This is a genomic window from Aquimarina hainanensis, assembly GCF_042684685.1.
Classification (GTDB): Bacteria; Bacteroidota; Bacteroidia; order Flavobacteriales; family Flavobacteriaceae; genus Aquimarina; species Aquimarina hainanensis.
In genome coordinates, this window is sequence record NZ_JBHULX010000004.1 from 335,286 (window position 1) to 354,069 (window position 18,784).

Sequence of the window (18,784 nt, forward strand, 5' to 3'; positions counted from 1 at the left end):
ATTAAGTACGGTGTTGATAATGCTGCAAAGATAAGTTTATCTAATGGAAAGTCAGGTATTCTTATGAATGATATATTTGATTGTTCAGCTCATGAACAAATCTCAATTGATATCATCCCCCCTTAAGGCACGATATTTTTTTCTGGCATCTACATAATAAATACTGTCTGCATGATTAAAAATTATTTTTTCATACAACTCTTTTGCTTTTTCCGGTTGCCCCAAATGTTGAGTGTATAATGCAGCTAAAGCATAATAGGCATCATCTGCCAAAATATCAGTGCTGTAAAATTCTATGATTTTCAGGTAGTTTACTTTTGCTTTTTCGTATTCTTTTTCTTTTTCATAAAGTTTTGCCTGTTTGTAGAAGGCTTCGTCTTCGATTTTTTCTCCTTTATGAGATACGAGTATTTTTTCTAAAGTTTCAATAGCTTCTCTGTTTTTATTTTGAAAAGCGAGAAGATCTGCCTTGGCATATATTTTTAATGCAGTATAGGTAGAATCTTCTAATGAATTATCGCTAATGATTAGACTGAGTTCCATAGCGTCATTAGCAATTAGTTGAGAGGTAGATGATTTTAGTACATCTAATTGAGTTTGAGCCCATTTAAAATCTCCTTTATAATAGCTTGTTTTGGCAACTTTAAACCGGGCATCCTGAGCTAAGAAGTTGTTTTTTAATGCATTCTGTACCTGGGTATAGTAGATAAGTGCCTGGTTAAATTTTTGGTCGAGTACAAGAATGTCTGCTATTTTCATTTTGATCCGGGAGGATTGAAATCTCGATAACCGTTCTTTTTTTAAGATGTCTTTTAAGAAGGTGATGGCTTCTTGTTTCATATCTTGATTAAATGCCAGAAAATGAGCATAATCAGTTTGCAGGCCAATGGTTTCTCTGGATCGCCCGTAGGTGTCAAACACATGAAGATATTGTTCGTTTATTTTTTTGTATTCTTTCTTGCTGGCTTTATCCGTTCTGGCTTTGAGAATAATTTTATGAGCTGTAAGCTTCATGTCATTATGGGCATCTTCGGCTTCTAATATGTAATTCAAAATCATGGTGGCAGCTTCCAGATCTTTATGGCTTATAGCAATTCTGGCAAGATCAATAATGCGCTGTAAGCTTTCATTTTTTCTTTTATAAATGGCTTTTTCCTGTACAAAGGCTTTGTTGAATTGCTTTTGCTGAACAAAAAACCAACTTAGCATTTCGTTATATAAAATATCAGGATTCTTTTGTAGGTTTTTTATTAACAGTTTTCTAAAGATGATATTGGGCTCATGAAGAGGGTCTTCTGTAATGTAATCGCTAAAGTTTCTAAGGATAATGTTTTTGTAACTAGGTTGTGTTTTTATCAGAGAAAGATAGCTTTGAAACATCTTCTCGACCTTTCCTTGCTCTCCATAAATTTTAGCCAGACGAAGATTGAAATTTGCTCCGGGATTATACGTCATCCCTTTTTCGTAGATCAGAGCGGCCTGATCTAATAAACTGTATTTTTCAAAAGCTTGTGCCAAAGAGTATGCTTGATTCGTGTTGTTTTGATCGTATGAATCGATGGCTTTATTGTATTCGAACGTTGCTTTTTCTTTTAGTCCTTGAAGATCGAAATGGTGACCTAACTCGACAAGAAATTGTAAGTTTTTTGGGGATTTATTAATTGCTTCTTTTAAGACTTTTTCCGCCTCGTTAAACTTTTCCAGTTGCTGATACGCGCTGGTCAGCCCTAAGATATAATTTAGTCGATACGGGTTTTGTTTATATAGCTTTTTGTATACTGAGATTGCTTTTTCGTACTCCCCTTGGTCCGTATAGTTTTTAGCCAGCTGTATGGATTGACCAAATACTGGTAATGAACATAATAGGATGAAATAAAGAAAGCGCATTTTGCAAGTTTTTTTGTAAATATAGCAAAATGCGCTTTTAGAGTCGTTATGACAGTGGATTAATATTAGTCGATATATTCGAATCCACAATATGGTACAAGTACTTCCGGAATTTTGATACCTTTAGATGTTTGGTAATTTTCCAGAATACCGGCAAGTACCCTAGGAAGTGCCAGAGAACTTCCGTTAAGGGTATGTGCTAATTGTTTTTTACCATTTTTATCCTTGTATCTCAGTTTTAAACGGTTTGCCTGAAATGTTTCGAAGTTAGATACAGAGCTAATTTCTAACCAGCGATCTTGTGCTGTCGAAAAGACTTCAAAATCATATGTCAGGGCTGCTGTAAAACCAATATCCCCTCCGCATAATCGAAGAATTCTGTATGGAAGTTTTAACTCTCCCAGGATTTCTTTGACATGATCAACCATTCCTTCTAGTGCCTCATAAGAATTTTCAGGCTTTTCTATTCTTACAATTTCGACTTTATCGAATTGGTGTAATCTGTTAAGACCTCTTACGTGTGCTCCATAAGATCCGGCTTCTCTTCGAAAACAAGGAGTGTATCCGGTACAGCAAATAGGAAGATCACTTTCCTGTAATAAATTGTCTCTGTACATATTCGTTACGGGCACTTCTGCAGTTGGAATAAGGTATAAGTCATCTCCTGTTACATGGTACATCTGACCTTCTTTGTCAGGTAATTGTCCTGTTCCGTATCCCGAAGCCTCATTTACCAAATGAGGTACCTGGAATTCTTTATACCCCGCAGCAGTGTTTTTGTCCAGAAAATAATTGATTAATGCACGCTGTAATCTTGCTCCCTTTCCTTTGTAAATAGGAAAACCGGCACCACTAACTTTTACGCCTAGTTCAAAATCAATGATGTCATACTTTTTAGCAAGTTCCCAGTGAGGTAATGCTCCTTCTTCCAAAGCAGGAATTGTTCCTTCTTTGAATATTTCTTCATTGTCTTCTTCTGTATTTCCAGGGGCAACAGAACTATGTGGAATATTAGGAATCGTATATAATATTGCGGTTAGTTCTTCCTGAACTGTATTTAGCTTAGCTGATAATTCTTTGGATGTTTCTTTTAATTGCGATGTTTTTTCCTTTAAGATAGTAGCTTTTTGTTGCTCTCCATTTTTGAATAATATCCCAATCTCTTTAGATATTTTATTGGATTCTGCTAAGGTGTTATCAAGTTTTGCCTGTGTGGCACGACGTTCTTCATCAAGAGAAATTATCTTTTCTATAGAAGAAGCGGCATCAAAATTCCGCTTTGCTAAAGCCTGGATAAATTCCTCTTTGTTTTCAATGATTTGTTGTACTAATAACATGATATTTGTTTTTGGCGATTTTAGTACTCATTCCGATGAGTAATAAAAAAACGATAACTTCCTGTGTGTTATTTTCGCTCAGAAGAGTTATCGAATAGTTGATTCGCAATTTTTAAAAAAAACAAAAGTAAAGAAAACATAATTTTTTAACCACTATATCCAAAAGAAACTAACAGGAAAAATAGTTTCCTTTTTTTTAAAAGGGAAAAACGAATGTTTCTGAAAGAAATGATTATTAGAAAAACATATGGAAAGGGCTACATGTATGAGGTCAAAAAGAAGAGATTTTTTTGATTTTTTATAAAGTACAGTTGAATTATTTTCATGATCAAAGTACTTGAGTTTGTTGTACATTTGGTTTTATGGACATTAAGTATTTTAAACTTATTAAGACGATACAGGAAGAAGGAAACCTTGCGAATTCATCTGATAAGCTTTTTTTGACACAATCAGCATTGAGTCACCAGCTAAAAGAGCTGGAAGAGCGACTTGGGTTTAAGGTGTTTTATAGAACGAGGAATAAATGGACATTGACAGATGAAGGGGTTGCTTTATATAAGTTGGGAAACCGGATTTTGGATACGATAGAAAAAGGATTTCAAGATATAGCGCAAATACAGGAAGGCTCTAAAGGAAATATAAAAATTAGTACTGAGTGTTATTCTTTTTATCAGGGGTTGTCGGGTTTTATTCAGAAAATGAAGCTGCTTTACCCGGAGATTACAGTCGATTTTGATTTGGAGGCAACACATCAACCGATTTCTAAGGTTGTTTCCAGAGAAATAGATATCGCGATAGTGACAGCAAAACCAAAAGATAACTCATTAGTGAGTACAGCATTTTTTGAAGATGAAATTTTTGCAGTGATGCATAAAGAGAATCAATTCGCAGAATTGCCTTACCTCGAACCGGATTCTTTTGTAGAGATGCATTTGATTATTCATTCTTATCCTTTAGAGACAGTTGCTGTTTATGAGCATTTTTTAAAGCCTCGGCATGTGATGCCATATAAGATATCAGCTATTCCATTAACAGAGGTGTCTCTGGAAATGGTTGCTGCTAATATGGGGGTTATGTGTATGCCGAGATGGGGTGCGAATTCTTTTGTGTTGCCAGATGATTTGATTTTCAAAAAAATCCTGAAACAAGGGCTAAAGAGAAAGCACTATTTGGTGGTGAGAAAAGAAGATCGGTCTAAACGGTATATTCAGGATTTTATCGCCAATTTTAAAGAGTGTTTTCTGAGGTGAAAATCAGCTATTTTTTGCTGGGAAACAGATATTGATGGATAAATGTAGTTACAAGCTGTAATACAATTTCGGGGGCTTCTTTATGAGGAGTGTGTTTTATATTTGGGATAATGTGTGTTCGTGTGGTTCCTGAGACTTGTTGATGAATACGTTGAACCTGTTCTATGGTTCCATATTCGTCATCTGCTCCTTGGATAATAAGCGCAGGACAAGAGATCTTCGGAAGAAAATGCTCGATATTCCAGTTTCTGAACTCTGGAGTGGTCCAGGTGCTTGCCCAAGCCCAAAACATAGCTTCTGTTTTAGAGCCGTGATATTTTTGTAATCGAGATTTTAGATTGGTTTCCCGATATAGTTTTTCAGCATCTTTAATTCCTTTTATTGTTATATCTTCTACAAAAATATGCGCGCCTTCTGTTATAATTCCAGAAATTAACTCAGGGTATTGGGCGGCGGCTATTAAGGCAATTGACCCTCCGTCACTATGTCCAAATAAAATAGCATTTTGGCAGCTGTTTTCTCGTAATAACCGGGCTAAAATAGCAGCTTCTATTTCGAGGTAATTATTAGTTCTTCTAGGAGAAGAAAACGCTTTTGATTGTCCATATCCCTGGCGATCATATATCAATACATTGCACTTGGTTAAAGAGCTTAGTTTTTCAGGGAAATCCCGCCAAAGTTCTATGCACCCCAGAGAATCATGGAGGAATACTATAGTGGGAGAATTCGGAGCGTAACTGATTTTTTTTAATGCTAATCCTTTGGTTTCGTTACTTTGATTTGATGCCATGAAAATATGCGCTTGTTTATTGAGATGGAGCAGGTAATATATGGAATTAATTTAGTTGATGTTATAAAGAATATGTTTTTTGAATAAAAAAGAGCAACGGAGTCCCTTCTCGGTCTTTTGGAAAATAAAGAGTTAATTAAAACAAAACAAAAGACGTTAAATGTTAAAAGGTAGATTAATGTAAAAACTTGATTTACTATCCAGAGGTTATGGGGTGTTGTCTTCTGTTTAGAAAAAGAATGCTAGGCTAAAATGATGCAAACTAAGGGATTAATGTGTCGAAAATAAGTATGAAAAGTCGTTTTAGGCGTATAAAGAAAATAAATAAGGAATAAGAGATGAAAAAATATTTATGGTTTCAATAATTAAGTGTTTTGTTGTTTTTTGTTTCTTTTTGTAAGTTAAACTTCCTTAAAACAATTGTTAATTTTATACGATTTCCTCTTTTTTAACATTTAATGTTGATAATTAAATATAATTAAGATGAAAAAACGACAAAAACTATTATCGATGTTATCTCTAGGTTTACTAGGGGTGAGTGTGTTATTTACTTCTTGCGAAAAAGATAACAATTTTGAATTAAGTGAAAGTACGGAACTGACAGAAGGGTTCTCGATAGATGCTGATATACCAGATGTGTCTATTGGGTATCCGGATATACCATATGAAGAGGTTGAGATAAATGGAAAGAAGATTGTGGTACAGAGATTATCTGGTAGAGGTTTTATTATTAATAGAGATCAGTTTGTGACTAAGGAAGGTCTTGAAAGGATGGTGGCAAATGAGAAAGCTAATGTAGGGGAAAATGGAATGCCAAGAATATGGACAAATGGGGTTGTGTATTATCAATATGATAACCTTTATGGTCCCCCAAGTCAGACGGTAAAAGATAAAGTAGCTAGTGCTATGAGGTATATTGAGTCAGTAACGAGCTTGAGATTTGTTTTTGGAAAAGGGAATGGTTTTTATATTTCTATAGAGCAAGGAGGAAATGCAGCTGAAGTAGGAATGCGAGGAGCAGGACAGTTTTTTTCAATTAGTAGTTCGGCTTCTTTTGCTACGACTGTGCATGAATTAGGGCATACAATAGGGTTGGCGCATGAGCATCAAAGAGCAGATAGGGATAATTATATCGCAGTTAACCCTAACGTTTTAAGGGGGAAATTGAGAGACCAGTATAAGAAAGAAGGGGTTACTTTTGGAAGCTTTGACTGGGACTCTATTATGTTGTACCCATCAAGAAGACAGTCTAATGGAGAATGGGATGTAATAAGAGCTTCAGATCGAAAACCATTTAGATCCAGATTGTCTAATTCTAATTCAGGATTTAGCCAAGGAGATTTGGCGGTTATAAGAGCGTTGTATAACAGATAATTTTTATACTAATTTAGGTAGGGGTACCTAATTTTTGAAAACAGTCTTTTCTTATTGATGAGGAAGGCTGTTTTCTTTTGTTTTTTTAGGGTATTTTATGATCCATGGATTTGTAGAAAAATAATTCCATGGGACATTGGCTATATCAACTTCAGGGTCAATAAACAGACGTCTTTTTTTGCCGTTGATAGAGACTTTGCTATCGATGTATACTTCAATTTCTTTGCCTTGCTGATGATATTCTTTTTTTAAACGTTGAGCAAATTGCCACATCGCATCAGGTTTGGTAGATACTGTTCGGATTTGTTTATTGGATAGGTAGTCACTTTTATTGATGAATACACGTTCATCTTTGTCTTTTTCCTTAATATAGAAATTAGTAATTCCTGCTCGGCTTCTAAGCATCATGCGCCAGCTCATTCGGTGTCCTTCTTCTGTCCATAAGACATCCCCGGGAATGATCCAGTGTCTCAAAGGGAGTGCTATTTGTACCAGAAGGTAGATAAAAAAGACAGGAATAATAATAGTACTGAACTTAGGAATAATTAGTTCGTTTTTGGTGTAAAACGGTTTTTCCTTTAAAAAACGTCGGTTAATAACTTCTCTAGGAAAGAAAAATAAACTGAATGCTAATGACAGGTATGGAAAAATACCAACCTGAAAAACAATGGAATTAAATAAATGAAAAAAGATACTTGCTCCAAAAGCAAGCCATCTTGTTCTTCTCCAGAGGAGTAGTGGAATAATTAATAAATCATATAGTATACCGGTATAAGCAATACTTACATGTGCCCAGTGATTTTGTAACACCTTTCCAATAATAGGGTAATGGGCTTTTGCGGCCATTAAGTTTTTGGGAACAGTAAAATCAAGCCAATCTGGATACCATTTGGCAACTGATCCATAGGTGTATACAATCCACATTTGACCAATGATAAGTAATAAGCACCATCTGGGCATACTGAGCTTTTTCTTGTCGGGATGTTGTTTCGTGTCCAGAGAGTAATAATCAGCAGCAGGCAGGCAAATCATAATACAGCATAAGAGTAGTAGCAGATAGTAGTGATTGTTATAAGAGGATTTTTGCATAAAATACACCCCTGCCCACATTAGAGTATATGCACTCATACTAAGTTTATATCGGTACCCTATCATGACTAATAATCCGAAGATTCCCATGATTGCATAGTAATAGTACATGCCATTTCCTGGTAATGGCTGTAAGAAATCAAATCCTATAAAGTTGAATGTAAAATCAGGAGCAACCAGTGTTCTCTTAATCCATCCAGTAAAAATAGCTCCTATAGCCTCGAGGGCGATCAATAGCCCGAAGATAATCCGAAATACAATAAGAGGACTGTTATCTATATGGGTAAACAACCAACGGTTAATCATAATAAGGAATTAATATAATCTCTGGAGAAATCTTCGTCTTGTTGCATTGCCGCTTTTAGCTCCTCAATAGAATCGAATTTTTTCTCATCTCGGATTCGGGTTAACAGTTCGATTTGTATTTTCTTTTCGTATAAATTAAAAGAAGCATCAAAAAAATGCGTTTCTATAGATTGTTTAGTACCATTTACAGTAGGGTTATTTCCAATATTCATCATGCCAAAACACGTTTTGTTATCGATAATTGATTTTACGATATAAACTCCTTTTTTTGGGATTAATTTATACGGTTCTGGAATGTGTAGGTTGGCAGTAGGATATTCTAATTTTCGTCCTAATTCTTTCCCTTTTACAATTTTTCCGGTAAGCATAAAATTATATCCAAGGTATTTGTTTGCCTTGGTGATGTCTCCTTCTAATAAAGCATGCCTTATTTTGGTAGAACTTACTGCTACATCTTCTATGTCTTGTTTACTGATTTCTTCTACTGAGAAATTGTACGTTTTTCCATAGCTGATCAGATCATTAATATCAGAGTTTCTGTTTCTTCCGAATCGATGATCGTATCCTATGATGATGTGTTTGGCATTTAGATTATCCACCAGTATTTGTTCTACATATTCTCCGGCTTTTAGTCTGGAGAATTCCTGGGTAAAAGGGTGAATGACTAAATTGTCTAATCCTGTCTTTTGCAAAATCTGAATACGTTCTTCTATCGTATTTATCAATTTGATCCCGGTATCTTTTTGAAGCACCATCCTTGGGTGTGGGAAAAAAGTAAGAATCAGAGATTCCTGATCGTTTTTTTTTGCAGTTTCTACCAGGCGCTCTATTATTTTTTTATGACCGATGTGTACTCCATCAAAAGTCCCAATGGTAACCACAGATGGAATAGAAGTGTCATATGTATCGGCGGAGTCGTAGCGTTTCAAGAAATGTAGATTTTAGTGTAACTTAGATAAAGGAAAATAACACAGGAAGTAGCATAAAAATAAAACGACCATATGCTTTTGGGGTAGGTGTGTTTAGTTGCGTAGCGAATGTGTTTTATTTTAAACATAATTGGATAAAATTAATGAATTGTTGGGAAAAAACGTATTATTTTCCGTTAAACGTATTCATTGTATTGGCTAGCCCTCCCGAAATAAATGATTTGATTAGTTGAGTTCCTTTATCAAGTCGTTCAGGCATAGCAGCTTCTTCTTCTGAATTCCATTCTCCCAGTACGTAATCAACTTGTCTGCCTTTGTGAAAATCTGCACCTACGCCAAACCGAAACCTTGGGTAGGCAGAGGTGTTTAGTTGGGCTTCGATATCTTTTAGTCCATTATGCCCGCCGGAACTTCCTTTTCCTTTTACACGAATAGTACCAAAAGACAGGTTGATATCGTCAGTGATAATCAATAGGTTCTCAATGCTTATTTTTTCTTTGGTTAACCAGTATTTGACTGCTTTTCCGCTGAGATTCATATATGTATTTGGCTTGAGGAGCGTAATCGTTCTTCCTTTGTGTTTGAACTTAGAAATATCCCCTAATTTTTCAGTTTCAAAAGAGATGTTTTCTTCTTTTGCTAGGGCGTCTAGTATTTTAAAACCGATATTGTGTCGGGTATTTTTATACTTAGGACCAATATTACCTAAGCCGACAATTAGAAATTTTTTCATGAGATCTTCTGAGGTTTCCGAAAGGGGTTGTTTGGAAAATATTTTTTTTAAAAAGGAAAACATATCGATGTTTTGGGTAGGGGGTAAAATGATCTGATAAGTTTATAGAAATATAGTTAAAAAACAAAAAGAGCATTCTGATCTTAGAAGATATTCAGAATGCTCTTTTTAATAATATAAACTAAGATTTTGCTTATGCAGCATCCTCTTCTGCTCCTTCTTCCTCTTCCTCAGCAACAGCATTACGAGATGTCTTCACTTGACAAATAACAGTGTTGTCAGGGTGTAAGATTGTGTAGTCTTCACTAGCTACATCAGTAACATATAATTTGTTTCCGATTCTTAACTCTGTAATATCTCCCTGAATTACGTCAGGAAGCTTTGATGCTAATCCTTTTACTTTGATACGACGTAAGTTGAAACGCAATACCCCTCCGGCACGAACTCCTCTTGAGTTTCCTGTAGTTTCGAATGGGATTTCCATTGTGATTGGCTTGTCGTCAAAGATCTGAACAAAATCAATGTGTAAGATTTTGTCTGTTACAGGATGGAATTGAATATCCTGAAGGATAGCATTGATGGTTGTTCCATTATCCAATACAATTTCCACGGTATGAACGTCTGGAGTGTACACTAAGTTTTTAAAAGCAATTTCTGGTGCTGAAAAGTGTACAATAGTGTCTCCACCGTAAATAACACAAGGTACCTGTCCAGCATTACGTAAGGCTTTAGTTGCTTTTTTACCTACGCTTTCTCTTTGAGATGCATTGATTGTTAATGACTTCATTTTGATATATATTAATGTTTATTAATTACATAAGAAATTTAGAGCTGATTGATTCGTTGTGGTGTACTCGGTACATCACATCGGCAAATAAATCTGCACATGATACAACTCTAATTTTTTTAGATTCTTTTTTTAATGGGATTGAATCGGTTACAATTAGCTCTTCCAGTTTAGATCCTTCGATTCTTTCATAAGCACTTCCTGATAGGATAGGGTGTGTACAAATTGCACGAACACTTTTTGCACCTCTTTCAATCATTACATCGGCAGCTTTTGTCAATGTTCCGGCAGTATCTACCATATCATCAACTAAAACCACATTTTTTCCCTCTACATTTCCAATAAGCTCCATATGAGAAATTATATTGGCCTTTTCTCGCTGTTTGTAACAGATTACTACGTCACTTGACAGTGCTTTGGAGTATGCGTATGCTCTTTTTGATCCTCCCATATCAGGTGACGCAATCGTAAGATTGTCTAAATTCAGAGACTGTAGATATGGTAAAAATATAGTAGAAGCAAAAAGGTGATCAACTGGTTTCTCGAAGAATCCTTGGATTTGAGCTGCATGTAAATCCATAGTGATAATTCGTGTAGCTCCAGCTGTCTCTAACGTTTTAGCGATTAGTTTTGCAGCGATAGGAACTCTCGGCTTGTCTTTTCGATCCTGACGAGCCCATCCGTAGTATGGTAAAACAGCAGTAATATGTCTTGCAGAAGCTCTCTTAGCGGCATCTAACATTAATAACATTTCCATTAAATGATCAGAGTTCGGATGTGTTGATCCGATAATAAAAACTCTGGCTCCTCTTACAGATTCTTCAAAAGAAGGTTGAAACTCTCCATCACTGTAAGTAGACGTAATGACATTACCTAATGTGGCACCATATGAAGCTGCAATTTTTTCTGCTAACTCTGTACTCTGACTACATGCAAAAAACTTTGCCTCAATTGCTGTTTTTGACATAGGGTTTAAAGTGTTGTGTTGTAATTATTTAAAACTAATTTTTGTAAAAACGAGCTGCAAATTTATAAATTTATTTGAAGAGTAACTCTTATTTTATTACTTATTTTATGGAAAGAAAGAAATATTTTTATAATTTTGCCGACCGATAAGATGCTCGAGTGGCGGAATTGGTAGACGCGCTGGATTCAAAATCCAGTTCTTTCGGGAGTGTGGGTTCGATTCCCACCTCGAGTACCAGAAAAAAACCTTCTGTTTTCAGAAGGTTTTTTGTTTTTTTGAAGACATCTTTCACAAGGTCAATTTATTCTGCCTCACCTTACTTTTATTTTCTTAATTCTTCCCAATTAAAAGTATAGAATACTAATGTTCACTTTCTGAAACTTTAATGCGCTGTTCTTTAGAGGAGCTATGTCGTTTCTCATGCATTTTCCTCTTTACGTAGGTTATATTCCGTCATACGTAGAAGAGGCGCTGCTTTAATTTTTACTTTTGATTTAAAGCCATTCTAAATTACGCTTTAAAGCCTAGTCACTCAATGATTTCATTTGCAGGACAATAGCATAAAATTATTAAAGTAACTTTCTATTTTTTCTTTACACAATGATGCATGATAATAAGAAATCAAAGACCCCAAATGTTATATCAAGAAAAAAGAATATACCTCCTCTTATAGGGTATATTACGTCTGAAGAAATAAAAAATATTCAAAGCAAAACAGACAAATTAGGAGAGAGAGGGGCTGGTATTTCCTTTTTCTCTTTTGAACATGTGATTACATCTTCGGATTGGAAGTGTTTAAAAAATAAAGCACAGCAATATGAAATAGATTTGTGTTCACTATTCCTAAATAGTTTGATCCCGATTTTGGAAAGATGGAGTTCCCAAAGCTCTTTTTTAGTTGAAACGTCTATTCTTCCTTCAGAGGAAGATCTCCCATTTGCAGAGCAGGTACTGATTGTTCAAAAAACACCCTGGATTACGATAACAAAATATATAGAGGAGCAATTACAGAATGAAATAAGAGCAGTAGATGCAGAAAATAGCATTCCTATTAGTATTAGATCTAATTTGTGGACAATGCCTCAGGTAGAAAATGATGAAAAAGGTCTTTTGTGTTCGATTGTAGAAAATGATAGAGGAATAACTGTGTGTTGGGAAGTTGATTCTCGTTTTTTCGAAGAGAGAAAGGTACATGAAATGTTTACTTCATGGATATCTTTACTGGACTGGTTACAAGATGAAGAATGGGAAAAACCATTACCAGATATTTTACCAGTGAACCAACGAGAAGTTAGGAACTCGATAAATAATACCCAGATACCTATTGTAAAAAAGACGTTACATCACGACTTTTTTTTACAACCAACTAGAAATATAGCCTTACAATATTATAATGAAGAAGGAAATTATGAGCAGTTGACATATGAAGCATTAGCTCATAAAGTACTTTCTCTGGCAGCAACCTTACAAGCCAAAGGGGTAAAAAAAGGAGATCTTGTAGGAATTACAATTCCCAGAGGTCCCAATCAGATTATAGCCGTAATGGGAATTGTATCAATAGGGGCAGCTTATGTTCCTATTGGGGTTAATCAACCGATATCAAGACAAAGAACAATTCACCAAATAGGAGAGATTAAACATGTAGTTGTTACTCCCGAATATGAAGAGAAAATAGGATATCCGGCGATTCAGACAATCTCAGTAACAGATTTGAATCATGGGGTATTTGATTTGACATCTGTAGATATATCAACCGATGAATTAGCTTACGTCATTTTTACATCAGGTTCTACAGGGGCACCCAAAGGAGTAGAAATTACACATGAAGCAGCCTATAATACTATTCAAGATATAAATAAGCGGTTCTTAGTGACAGAAAAAGACAAAGCCCTTGCCTTATCAGCATTGGATTTTGACTTATCGGTATATGACATTTTTGGATTATTGTCAGTGGGAGGTTCTCTTGTTTTATTATCTGAGCAAACAAGAAGAGAGGCGACCATTTGGCGGGAGATGATAGAACGACATAAAGTAACTTTATGGAATTCTGTTCCGGCCTTGTTAGAAATGCTATTGATTAGTAATGTAGAAAAAAGTGAACTGTCTTCGCTGAGATTGGCAATGGTTTCAGGAGACTGGGTTGGTTTAGACCTTTTAGAACGTTTGGAAAAGGTGGCGCCACAAACAAAACTTTTTGCTTTGGGAGGAGCTACAGAAGCAGCTATTTGGTCCAATGTCTTTCCGGTAACCGAGGTGGTTTCAGGTTGGAAATCAATTCCTTATGGAGCCCCGCTGGAGAACCAATGCTACCGGGTAGTAGATTCATTGGGAAGAGATCGTCCCAATGGAGTTCCTGGAGAATTATGGATAGGAGGTAGTGGAGTTGCTAGAGGCTACTTGGGAAATCCAAAGCTTACAGCTGAACGATTTATTGTAGAAGGGGAGCAACGTTGGTATAGAACGGGAGACTTAGGACGTTATTGGGAAAATGGTACTCTGGAGTTTTTAGGGAGAGAAGACCGTCAGGTAAAACTTAGAGGGTATAGAATAGAATTGGGAGAGATAGAAGTAGCGCTCAAAAAAAATGAAGGAATCGATCAGGCAATTGCTTCGGTCGTATCAAGAGAACAGGTACAGCACCTGGTAGCAGCAGTTGTTTCTACTCCTCCACAAGGAACTGTTTCTTCCGAACAAAAAGGAGTATCTGGTGCAATCCAGAAATTCAGACAAAAAGAAATTACAAAGCAATCAGAAGTAATAGAAATGTTTTTATACCGATTGCTGAAAATAGATAATTTATTACTAGAAAAAGAACAATGGAACCCGATCGCTACGCTTGATATTTCTGAAGAACACCATAGAGTAGTACAGATGTGGATGGAGTGGTTATTAACTAGGGAATTACTGTATTTAGAAGGCAATTCTTATAAACCCGGAAAAAGATTCTATGAGGTCTACGAAAAGGTATCAGAGAAGCTGACAGAGAAAACAGAAAACGATTCCTCGTTACTAGTAAAAGTTGGAGCACAGTTAGGAAAAAGAATACTGGATTATAAAGCAATTTTAGCAGGAAAACTAGAAGCAGCTGTTTTATTAGATGATGCCGTTTTGTCTCCTGAGTATCTATCCGTAAATGACCCTGGAACTATTAAGGGAATAGATATAATTGCTGAAAAAATTAAGAAATTATCTTTTTCCAAAAAGAGACCAGTACGGGTGGCTGTACTAGGAGGAAGAACAGGAGTAATGACAGTTCGGTTAGCCAAACAATTAACAGCAGAAGAAATGCATTGCACATTACTTGATACTGCTCCTTCAATGATTGCAATGGCAAAACAAAACCTTAGGGAGTTTTCTTCTTATGTAGATTGTCAAAAAATACATAAAAACAATATAACCGAAGCGTACCGATACCATTTTGATATTGTTCTAGCGATTAATGCACTGCATAGATATGAATGTATTGATGAAGGGCTTGGACTGGCAACTTTATTGGTTAATAATGGAGGAAAAATATTAGCATTAGAACATGCGGCATTGAGTCCGATAGCGATGGTGACTTCTTCTATTTTGGATAGAGGGTATGTAGATTTTGAATATGAAAGAAAAGTCAGATATAATCCAATGCTGACAGGAAAACAATGGAGTGAGTTTTTTGTGAAAAAAGGGTTGCTAGATGTACAATATGAAGGAATTCCTGATTCTTTTACAGAAATAATAGAAGCACAGAGTTCAGAGGATAGAAAACTACTTTTTCCAAACTCGATTTTAGAAGAATTGTCGTGCAAACTTCCAGAGCATATGATACCGGAACAAATAGCAATTCTACCTGTCTTTCCATTGACATCTAACGGAAAAATTGACAGGCTGTCTATTGCTGAATCATTTGATTTTCAGGAAGAAATTTCTATAGAAGAAACCCCTGAAGAAGGTGTGGAAACAGAAATAGCTTCTATGTGGCAGGAACTACTTCAGGTAACTAATATTGGCAGAAACCACAGTTTTTTTAAGATTGGAGGTGATAGTTTGTTGGCGACCCGGTTCCTGGCTATGGTAAAGGAACGATATGAGATAGAACTATCACTTAGAGCAATGTTTGAAACTCCTGAGCTAAAAGATGTAGCAGCGATCATAAAGGATAAATATTCTGAGCTATGCGAAACAATGGAATTAATGGAAGAAGGGGAGATATGATAGGAGTAATAGGAGGATACGGAGCTGTCGGAATAGCAGCAGTACAGATATTAAAAAAATGGAATAGATATCCATTAAAAATAGGAGGCAGGAACCCTGAAAAAGCTAGAGAAAAGCTAAAAAAAGAATTCCCGGATGTCAGGTGGTCGTATGTCGATGTCTTTAATGATACTAGTATTGCTGATTTTGCAAAAGATTGTATAATCATTGTCAATTGTGTTGGTCCTTCTCATAAGGTGTCTTCCAGAGTAGCAAAAGTATGCTTGTCATTAAATTGTCATTTGGTAGATGCAGGAATTGATAAAGTATTGGAGGAGATGAATGCTATCGACGTAGAGACCTGTATCCGGTATGGAGCAGGAATGACCCCTGGATTAACCGGAATTTTGCCACAATGGTTGGCATCAGAATTTGATTCGGTAACTTCATTACAAATGTATACAGGAGCTCTGGATACGTTTACTCCTTCAGGAGCAGAAGATTATCTGGTAGGAGTGTTGGACACATCAAATGAACCATTGGCAGCATGGAGAGATGGTCAGAAACGACAAACTACCTCAAAAAGAAAATCTGCAGTACACCTTCCCTTTTTTCCTCGAGAAGTTTCCGTATTTCCTTTTTTTGATAAAGAATCATTGTTGGTGGCTAATGCGCTAAAGCTTGTAAATGGAGATTGGAGTTTAGTGATCGATGGAGAACATGCTCCGGAAGTACTTAATGAAGTTCGGCTACAGTTTGAAAATGACCCTGTGAAAGCAGTAGAGAAGTTATGTATGGCAGCTGCGTTAGACTTAGAAGGTAGGAAATCATACTGTAATATATTATTACAATTAGACGGACTAAAAGATACTACAGATAAAACAGTGACAGCGTTGTTACAAACGGAGAATGTTTCCCAATTAACAGGTACAATAACGGCTCTTGTGAGTATGGCTGTGTTAGAGCAAGAAGTTACCCCGGGAATTGGTCCAGCGGCATCTATTCCCGAACCTCAAAAAATAATAAAGCGTTTACAGAACTCAGGGATATTAAAACAATTTATAGTACTAGAAGCATCTATCGAATCTCTATGTGAAGAAGTGGAAGGGGAGATCTAGAATTAAGAAATAAGATTTTGATTGTAGATAGGGAGCTTTTTTATCAAATACAATAAAACTATTGGTTTTGATAGAAAAGAGGTCTGTTAAATAATAAATAAAAGTAAATGAAACCTAATAAACTAAAAGCGATTGTTTGTGGTGCTACATTTGGTCAGTTTTATCTGGCATCATTAAAAATATTACAAGATCATTTCGAGGTTGTTGGTCTGTTATCCAGAGGGAGTGATCGATCTAAAAAATGTGCAAAACAATATGGGGTACCACTATTAACAAGTATTAAAGAAATACCAGATACTGTTGATTTAGCCTGTGTGGTTCTAAGATCAGGAGTAATGGGAGGAGAAGGAACAAAACTATCTCTTACCTTATTAGAAAAAGGAATTCACGTGCTCCAGGAGCATCCGGTTCATCATAAAGACTTGGCGGCTTGTTTACGGGCAGCTCAAAAGAATAAAGTTCTGTTTAGAACCGGGGATCTTTATATACACCTGCCTGAAGTTAGACGGTTTATTACTTGTTGTAGAAGTTTGTCAAAACAACAAAAACCAATATATATAGAAGCAGCGTACGCATCGCAAGTGTCATACCCGTTATTACATATTTTATCAGAAGCATTGACAACCACCCGTCCCTGGAGTCTGGATCAAGTTTCAAAAACAAAAGGACCTTTTCAGGTACTAACTGGAGTAATAGGAGGAGTTCCGTTGATCTTAAGAGTTCATAACGAAGTAAACCCTAATGATCCAGATAATCATTTGCATTTATTACATCGGATTACCATTGGTTTTGAAGGAGGGAGTTTATCATTAACGGATACGCATGGACCAGTCGTCTGGAATCCAAGAATGCACGTCCCGGAAGATGTTGGTACGATGAAAGAATTATCAGAAGCGGAAGCCTCTTTCCTTACTGCTAATAGTGTAGAAATATTAGGAAAACATACACCATTAAGCTACAGGGAGATATTAACCAAACAATGGCCTGCTGCTATCGGAGTTGATTTATTAGAAATTAAGGAAGGAATTGTCACGGGAACAAAATTTCAGACTAAATCACAAAATGAACTGCTAATTTCCAAACAGTGGCAGGATATAACAAACATGTTGGGGTATCCTTCTATGGTACCAAATAGTGTACACCAGCCTTTATCTGTATCGACCATATTAGAAGCAGGAGAAGAAAAGAGTCAGGCAGAACTTTTGTATGAAAGGTAATGTTAGACATTACTACAGCAGAAGTATTCTGTCGGATTGGATCATATACCCAATATAATAAAGAATAATAATTATGTTACAATGTAGTCACATCCTTTGCAAAGTAGATAATATCCATAAACTAGTAGAAGATTATACAAAATTAGGTTTCTCTCTAATTTGGGGAAGCCGGAAAGAAAAAGCACATAATGCCTTGCTGTGGTTTGAAGAGGGACCTTATATAGAATTCTTTCAGCTGCCCAAAAAATTTGAGGTCTTAAGTTACCCTCTAAAGATGTTTTACGGTCGGGGAGCAGGGGATAGATGGACTAAATGGTCTAAAAGCCCTGAGGGGTGGTGCGATATGGCTTTGGAGAGTCAAGAAACAATACCTGCTACTTCTTTTATGCCTCCAGTTGATTTAAAAGCCATAAAAAAAGAGATGGATAAGACAGGAGTTCGCTCTTCCAGAATAATAAAAAACAAAAGAGTTAGCCCGGAAGGAGTAAAAATAAAGTACAGTATTTTTTGTCCAAATGCAACAGGATTTCCTTTTGTTTTTTCTGGATATGATTCCCCTCAAAAACCTGAAAAAATCAAACACCCAAATGGAGCTACGAAGATCAATTGGGTTAAGATGGGTGTCGATAGTACATATACTGAAGAATTTCACCATTTGATAAGAACAACTCCTTTTATCAAAACCATACCAGATACAGAGACGAAAGTTTTTGAAGTTGGGCTAACAGGGTTGCGAAATGAATTAGACCCTCAATTATTACACGGAGCAGTATTTAAAACCTCTTGACTCTCTTTCCAAAACAAATACATTTTTTAAACGCACATCA

Annotated in this window: 14 protein-coding genes and 1 tRNA gene; 7 read left to right on the top strand and 8 right to left on the bottom strand. The window is 36.0% G+C overall.

Going from position 1 to position 18,784, the window contains the following annotated elements; translation table 11 throughout:
* Positions 1–102 precede the first annotated feature (102 nt).
* Together ACFSTE_RS06885 and serS are read right to left on the bottom strand one after the other, a co-directional pair.
* On the bottom strand, positions 103–1,887 hold the full coding sequence (locus ACFSTE_RS06885) for a tetratricopeptide repeat protein (RefSeq protein WP_176028473.1): 1,785 nt from the start codon (positions 1,885–1,887) through the stop codon (positions 103–105).
* Between the two features lie 65 nt (positions 1,888–1,952).
* On the bottom strand, positions 1,953–3,224 hold the full coding sequence (gene serS / locus ACFSTE_RS06890; RefSeq protein WP_176028474.1) for a serine--tRNA ligase: 1,272 nt from the start codon (positions 3,222–3,224) through the stop codon (positions 1,953–1,955).
* A gap of 362 nt (positions 3,225–3,586) precedes the next feature.
* On the opposite strand from serS, the gene ACFSTE_RS06895 reads away from it, so the two are divergent.
* The gene (locus ACFSTE_RS06895; protein ID WP_176028475.1) at positions 3,587–4,474 is read left to right on the top strand and encodes a LysR family transcriptional regulator; all 888 of its coding nucleotides are present in this window, start codon (positions 3,587–3,589) and stop codon (positions 4,472–4,474) included.
* Positions 4,475–4,481: 7 nt separating this feature from the next.
* On the opposite strand, the gene ACFSTE_RS06900 is transcribed toward ACFSTE_RS06895, so the two are convergent.
* Positions 4,482–5,264, bottom strand: a complete 783-nt coding sequence (locus ACFSTE_RS06900) for an alpha/beta fold hydrolase (protein ID WP_378257440.1) — start codon at positions 5,262–5,264, stop codon at positions 4,482–4,484.
* Between the two features lie 483 nt (positions 5,265–5,747).
* Between ACFSTE_RS06900 and ACFSTE_RS06905 the strand changes: the two genes are divergently transcribed.
* Complete coding sequence (locus ACFSTE_RS06905; protein WP_378257438.1) at positions 5,748–6,638, top strand: M12 family metallopeptidase; 891 nt, start codon at positions 5,748–5,750, stop codon at positions 6,636–6,638.
* Between the two features lie 51 nt (positions 6,639–6,689).
* Here the strand turns inward: ACFSTE_RS06905 and ACFSTE_RS06910 are convergent, their stop codons facing one another.
* From ACFSTE_RS06910 to ACFSTE_RS06930, 5 genes are all read right to left on the bottom strand, one after another.
* On the bottom strand, positions 6,690–8,033 hold the full coding sequence (locus ACFSTE_RS06910; protein ID WP_176028478.1) for an HTTM domain-containing protein: 1,344 nt from the start codon (positions 8,031–8,033) through the stop codon (positions 6,690–6,692).
* Positions 8,030–8,962: a bifunctional riboflavin kinase/FAD synthetase gene (locus tag ACFSTE_RS06915; RefSeq protein ID WP_176028479.1), complete on the bottom strand. Its 933-nt coding sequence runs from the start codon at positions 8,960–8,962 to the stop codon at positions 8,030–8,032. The genes ACFSTE_RS06910 and ACFSTE_RS06915 overlap by 4 nt, the downstream gene beginning before the upstream one ends.
* Positions 8,963–9,128: 166 nt before the next feature.
* Positions 9,129–9,758 (bottom strand): aminoacyl-tRNA hydrolase, encoded by a 630-nt coding sequence (gene pth, locus ACFSTE_RS06920; RefSeq protein ID WP_378257436.1) that lies wholly within the window; start codon positions 9,756–9,758, stop codon positions 9,129–9,131.
* A gap of 130 nt (positions 9,759–9,888) precedes the next feature.
* Positions 9,889–10,482: a 50S ribosomal protein L25/general stress protein Ctc gene (locus ACFSTE_RS06925; RefSeq protein WP_176028481.1), complete on the bottom strand. Its 594-nt coding sequence runs from the start codon at positions 10,480–10,482 to the stop codon at positions 9,889–9,891.
* 25 nt (positions 10,483–10,507) lie between these two features.
* On the bottom strand, positions 10,508–11,449 hold the full coding sequence (locus ACFSTE_RS06930; RefSeq protein ID WP_176028482.1) for a ribose-phosphate pyrophosphokinase: 942 nt from the start codon (positions 11,447–11,449) through the stop codon (positions 10,508–10,510).
* Positions 11,450–11,601: 152 nt separating this feature from the next.
* On the opposite strand from ACFSTE_RS06930, the gene ACFSTE_RS06935 reads away from it, so the two are divergent.
* The 5 genes from ACFSTE_RS06935 (at position 11,602) to ACFSTE_RS06955 (ending at position 18,744) form a co-directional block, all read left to right on the top strand.
* Positions 11,602–11,686 (top strand) — tRNA-Leu (locus ACFSTE_RS06935).
* A 363-nt stretch (positions 11,687–12,049) separates the two neighbouring features.
* A complete protein-coding gene (locus tag ACFSTE_RS06940) occupies positions 12,050–15,643 on the top strand; it encodes an amino acid adenylation domain-containing protein (protein ID WP_378257433.1) in 3,594 nt (1,197 codons plus the stop codon).
* Positions 15,604–16,740, top strand: a complete 1,137-nt coding sequence (locus ACFSTE_RS06945; RefSeq protein WP_378257431.1) for a saccharopine dehydrogenase NADP-binding domain-containing protein — start codon at positions 15,604–15,606, stop codon at positions 16,738–16,740. Before ACFSTE_RS06940 ends, ACFSTE_RS06945 begins: the two co-directional genes overlap by 40 nt.
* A gap of 107 nt (positions 16,741–16,847) precedes the next feature.
* Positions 16,848–17,957, top strand: a complete 1,110-nt coding sequence (locus ACFSTE_RS06950) for a Gfo/Idh/MocA family oxidoreductase (RefSeq protein ID WP_378257429.1) — start codon at positions 16,848–16,850, stop codon at positions 17,955–17,957.
* 73 nt (positions 17,958–18,030) lie between these two features.
* The gene (locus tag ACFSTE_RS06955; protein ID WP_378257427.1) at positions 18,031–18,744 is read left to right on the top strand and encodes a VOC family protein; all 714 of its coding nucleotides are present in this window, start codon (positions 18,031–18,033) and stop codon (positions 18,742–18,744) included.
* The last annotated feature ends 40 nt before the right edge of the window (positions 18,745–18,784 follow it).

Excerpts from the sequence above, each read along its gene's own strand:
- ACFSTE_RS06885 (WP_176028473.1), bottom strand. The coding sequence starts at position 1,887 with ATGCGCTTTCTTTATTTCATCCTATTATGTTCATTACCAGTATTTGGT.
- serS (WP_176028474.1), bottom strand. The coding sequence starts at position 3,224 with ATGTTATTAGTACAACAAATCATTGAAAACAAAGAGGAATTTATCCAG.
- ACFSTE_RS06895 (WP_176028475.1), top strand. The coding sequence starts at position 3,587 with ATGGACATTAAGTATTTTAAACTTATTAAGACGATACAGGAAGAAGGA.
- ACFSTE_RS06900 (WP_378257440.1), bottom strand. The coding sequence starts at position 5,264 with ATGGCATCAAATCAAAGTAACGAAACCAAAGGATTAGCATTAAAAAAA.
- ACFSTE_RS06905 (WP_378257438.1), top strand. The coding sequence starts at position 5,748 with ATGAAAAAACGACAAAAACTATTATCGATGTTATCTCTAGGTTTACTA.
- ACFSTE_RS06910 (WP_176028478.1), bottom strand. The coding sequence starts at position 8,033 with ATGATTAACCGTTGGTTGTTTACCCATATAGATAACAGTCCTCTTATT.
- pth (WP_378257436.1), bottom strand. The coding sequence starts at position 9,758 with ATGTTTTCCTTTTTAAAAAAAATATTTTCCAAACAACCCCTTTCGGAA.
- ACFSTE_RS06925 (WP_176028481.1), bottom strand. The coding sequence starts at position 10,482 with ATGAAGTCATTAACAATCAATGCATCTCAAAGAGAAAGCGTAGGTAAA.
- ACFSTE_RS06930 (WP_176028482.1), bottom strand. The coding sequence starts at position 11,449 with ATGTCAAAAACAGCAATTGAGGCAAAGTTTTTTGCATGTAGTCAGAGT.
- ACFSTE_RS06940 (WP_378257433.1), top strand. The coding sequence starts at position 12,050 with ATGATGCATGATAATAAGAAATCAAAGACCCCAAATGTTATATCAAGA.
- ACFSTE_RS06945 (WP_378257431.1), top strand. The coding sequence starts at position 15,604 with ATGCGAAACAATGGAATTAATGGAAGAAGGGGAGATATGATAGGAGTA.
- ACFSTE_RS06950 (WP_378257429.1), top strand. The coding sequence starts at position 16,848 with ATGAAACCTAATAAACTAAAAGCGATTGTTTGTGGTGCTACATTTGGT.
- ACFSTE_RS06955 (WP_378257427.1), top strand. The coding sequence starts at position 18,031 with ATGTTACAATGTAGTCACATCCTTTGCAAAGTAGATAATATCCATAAA.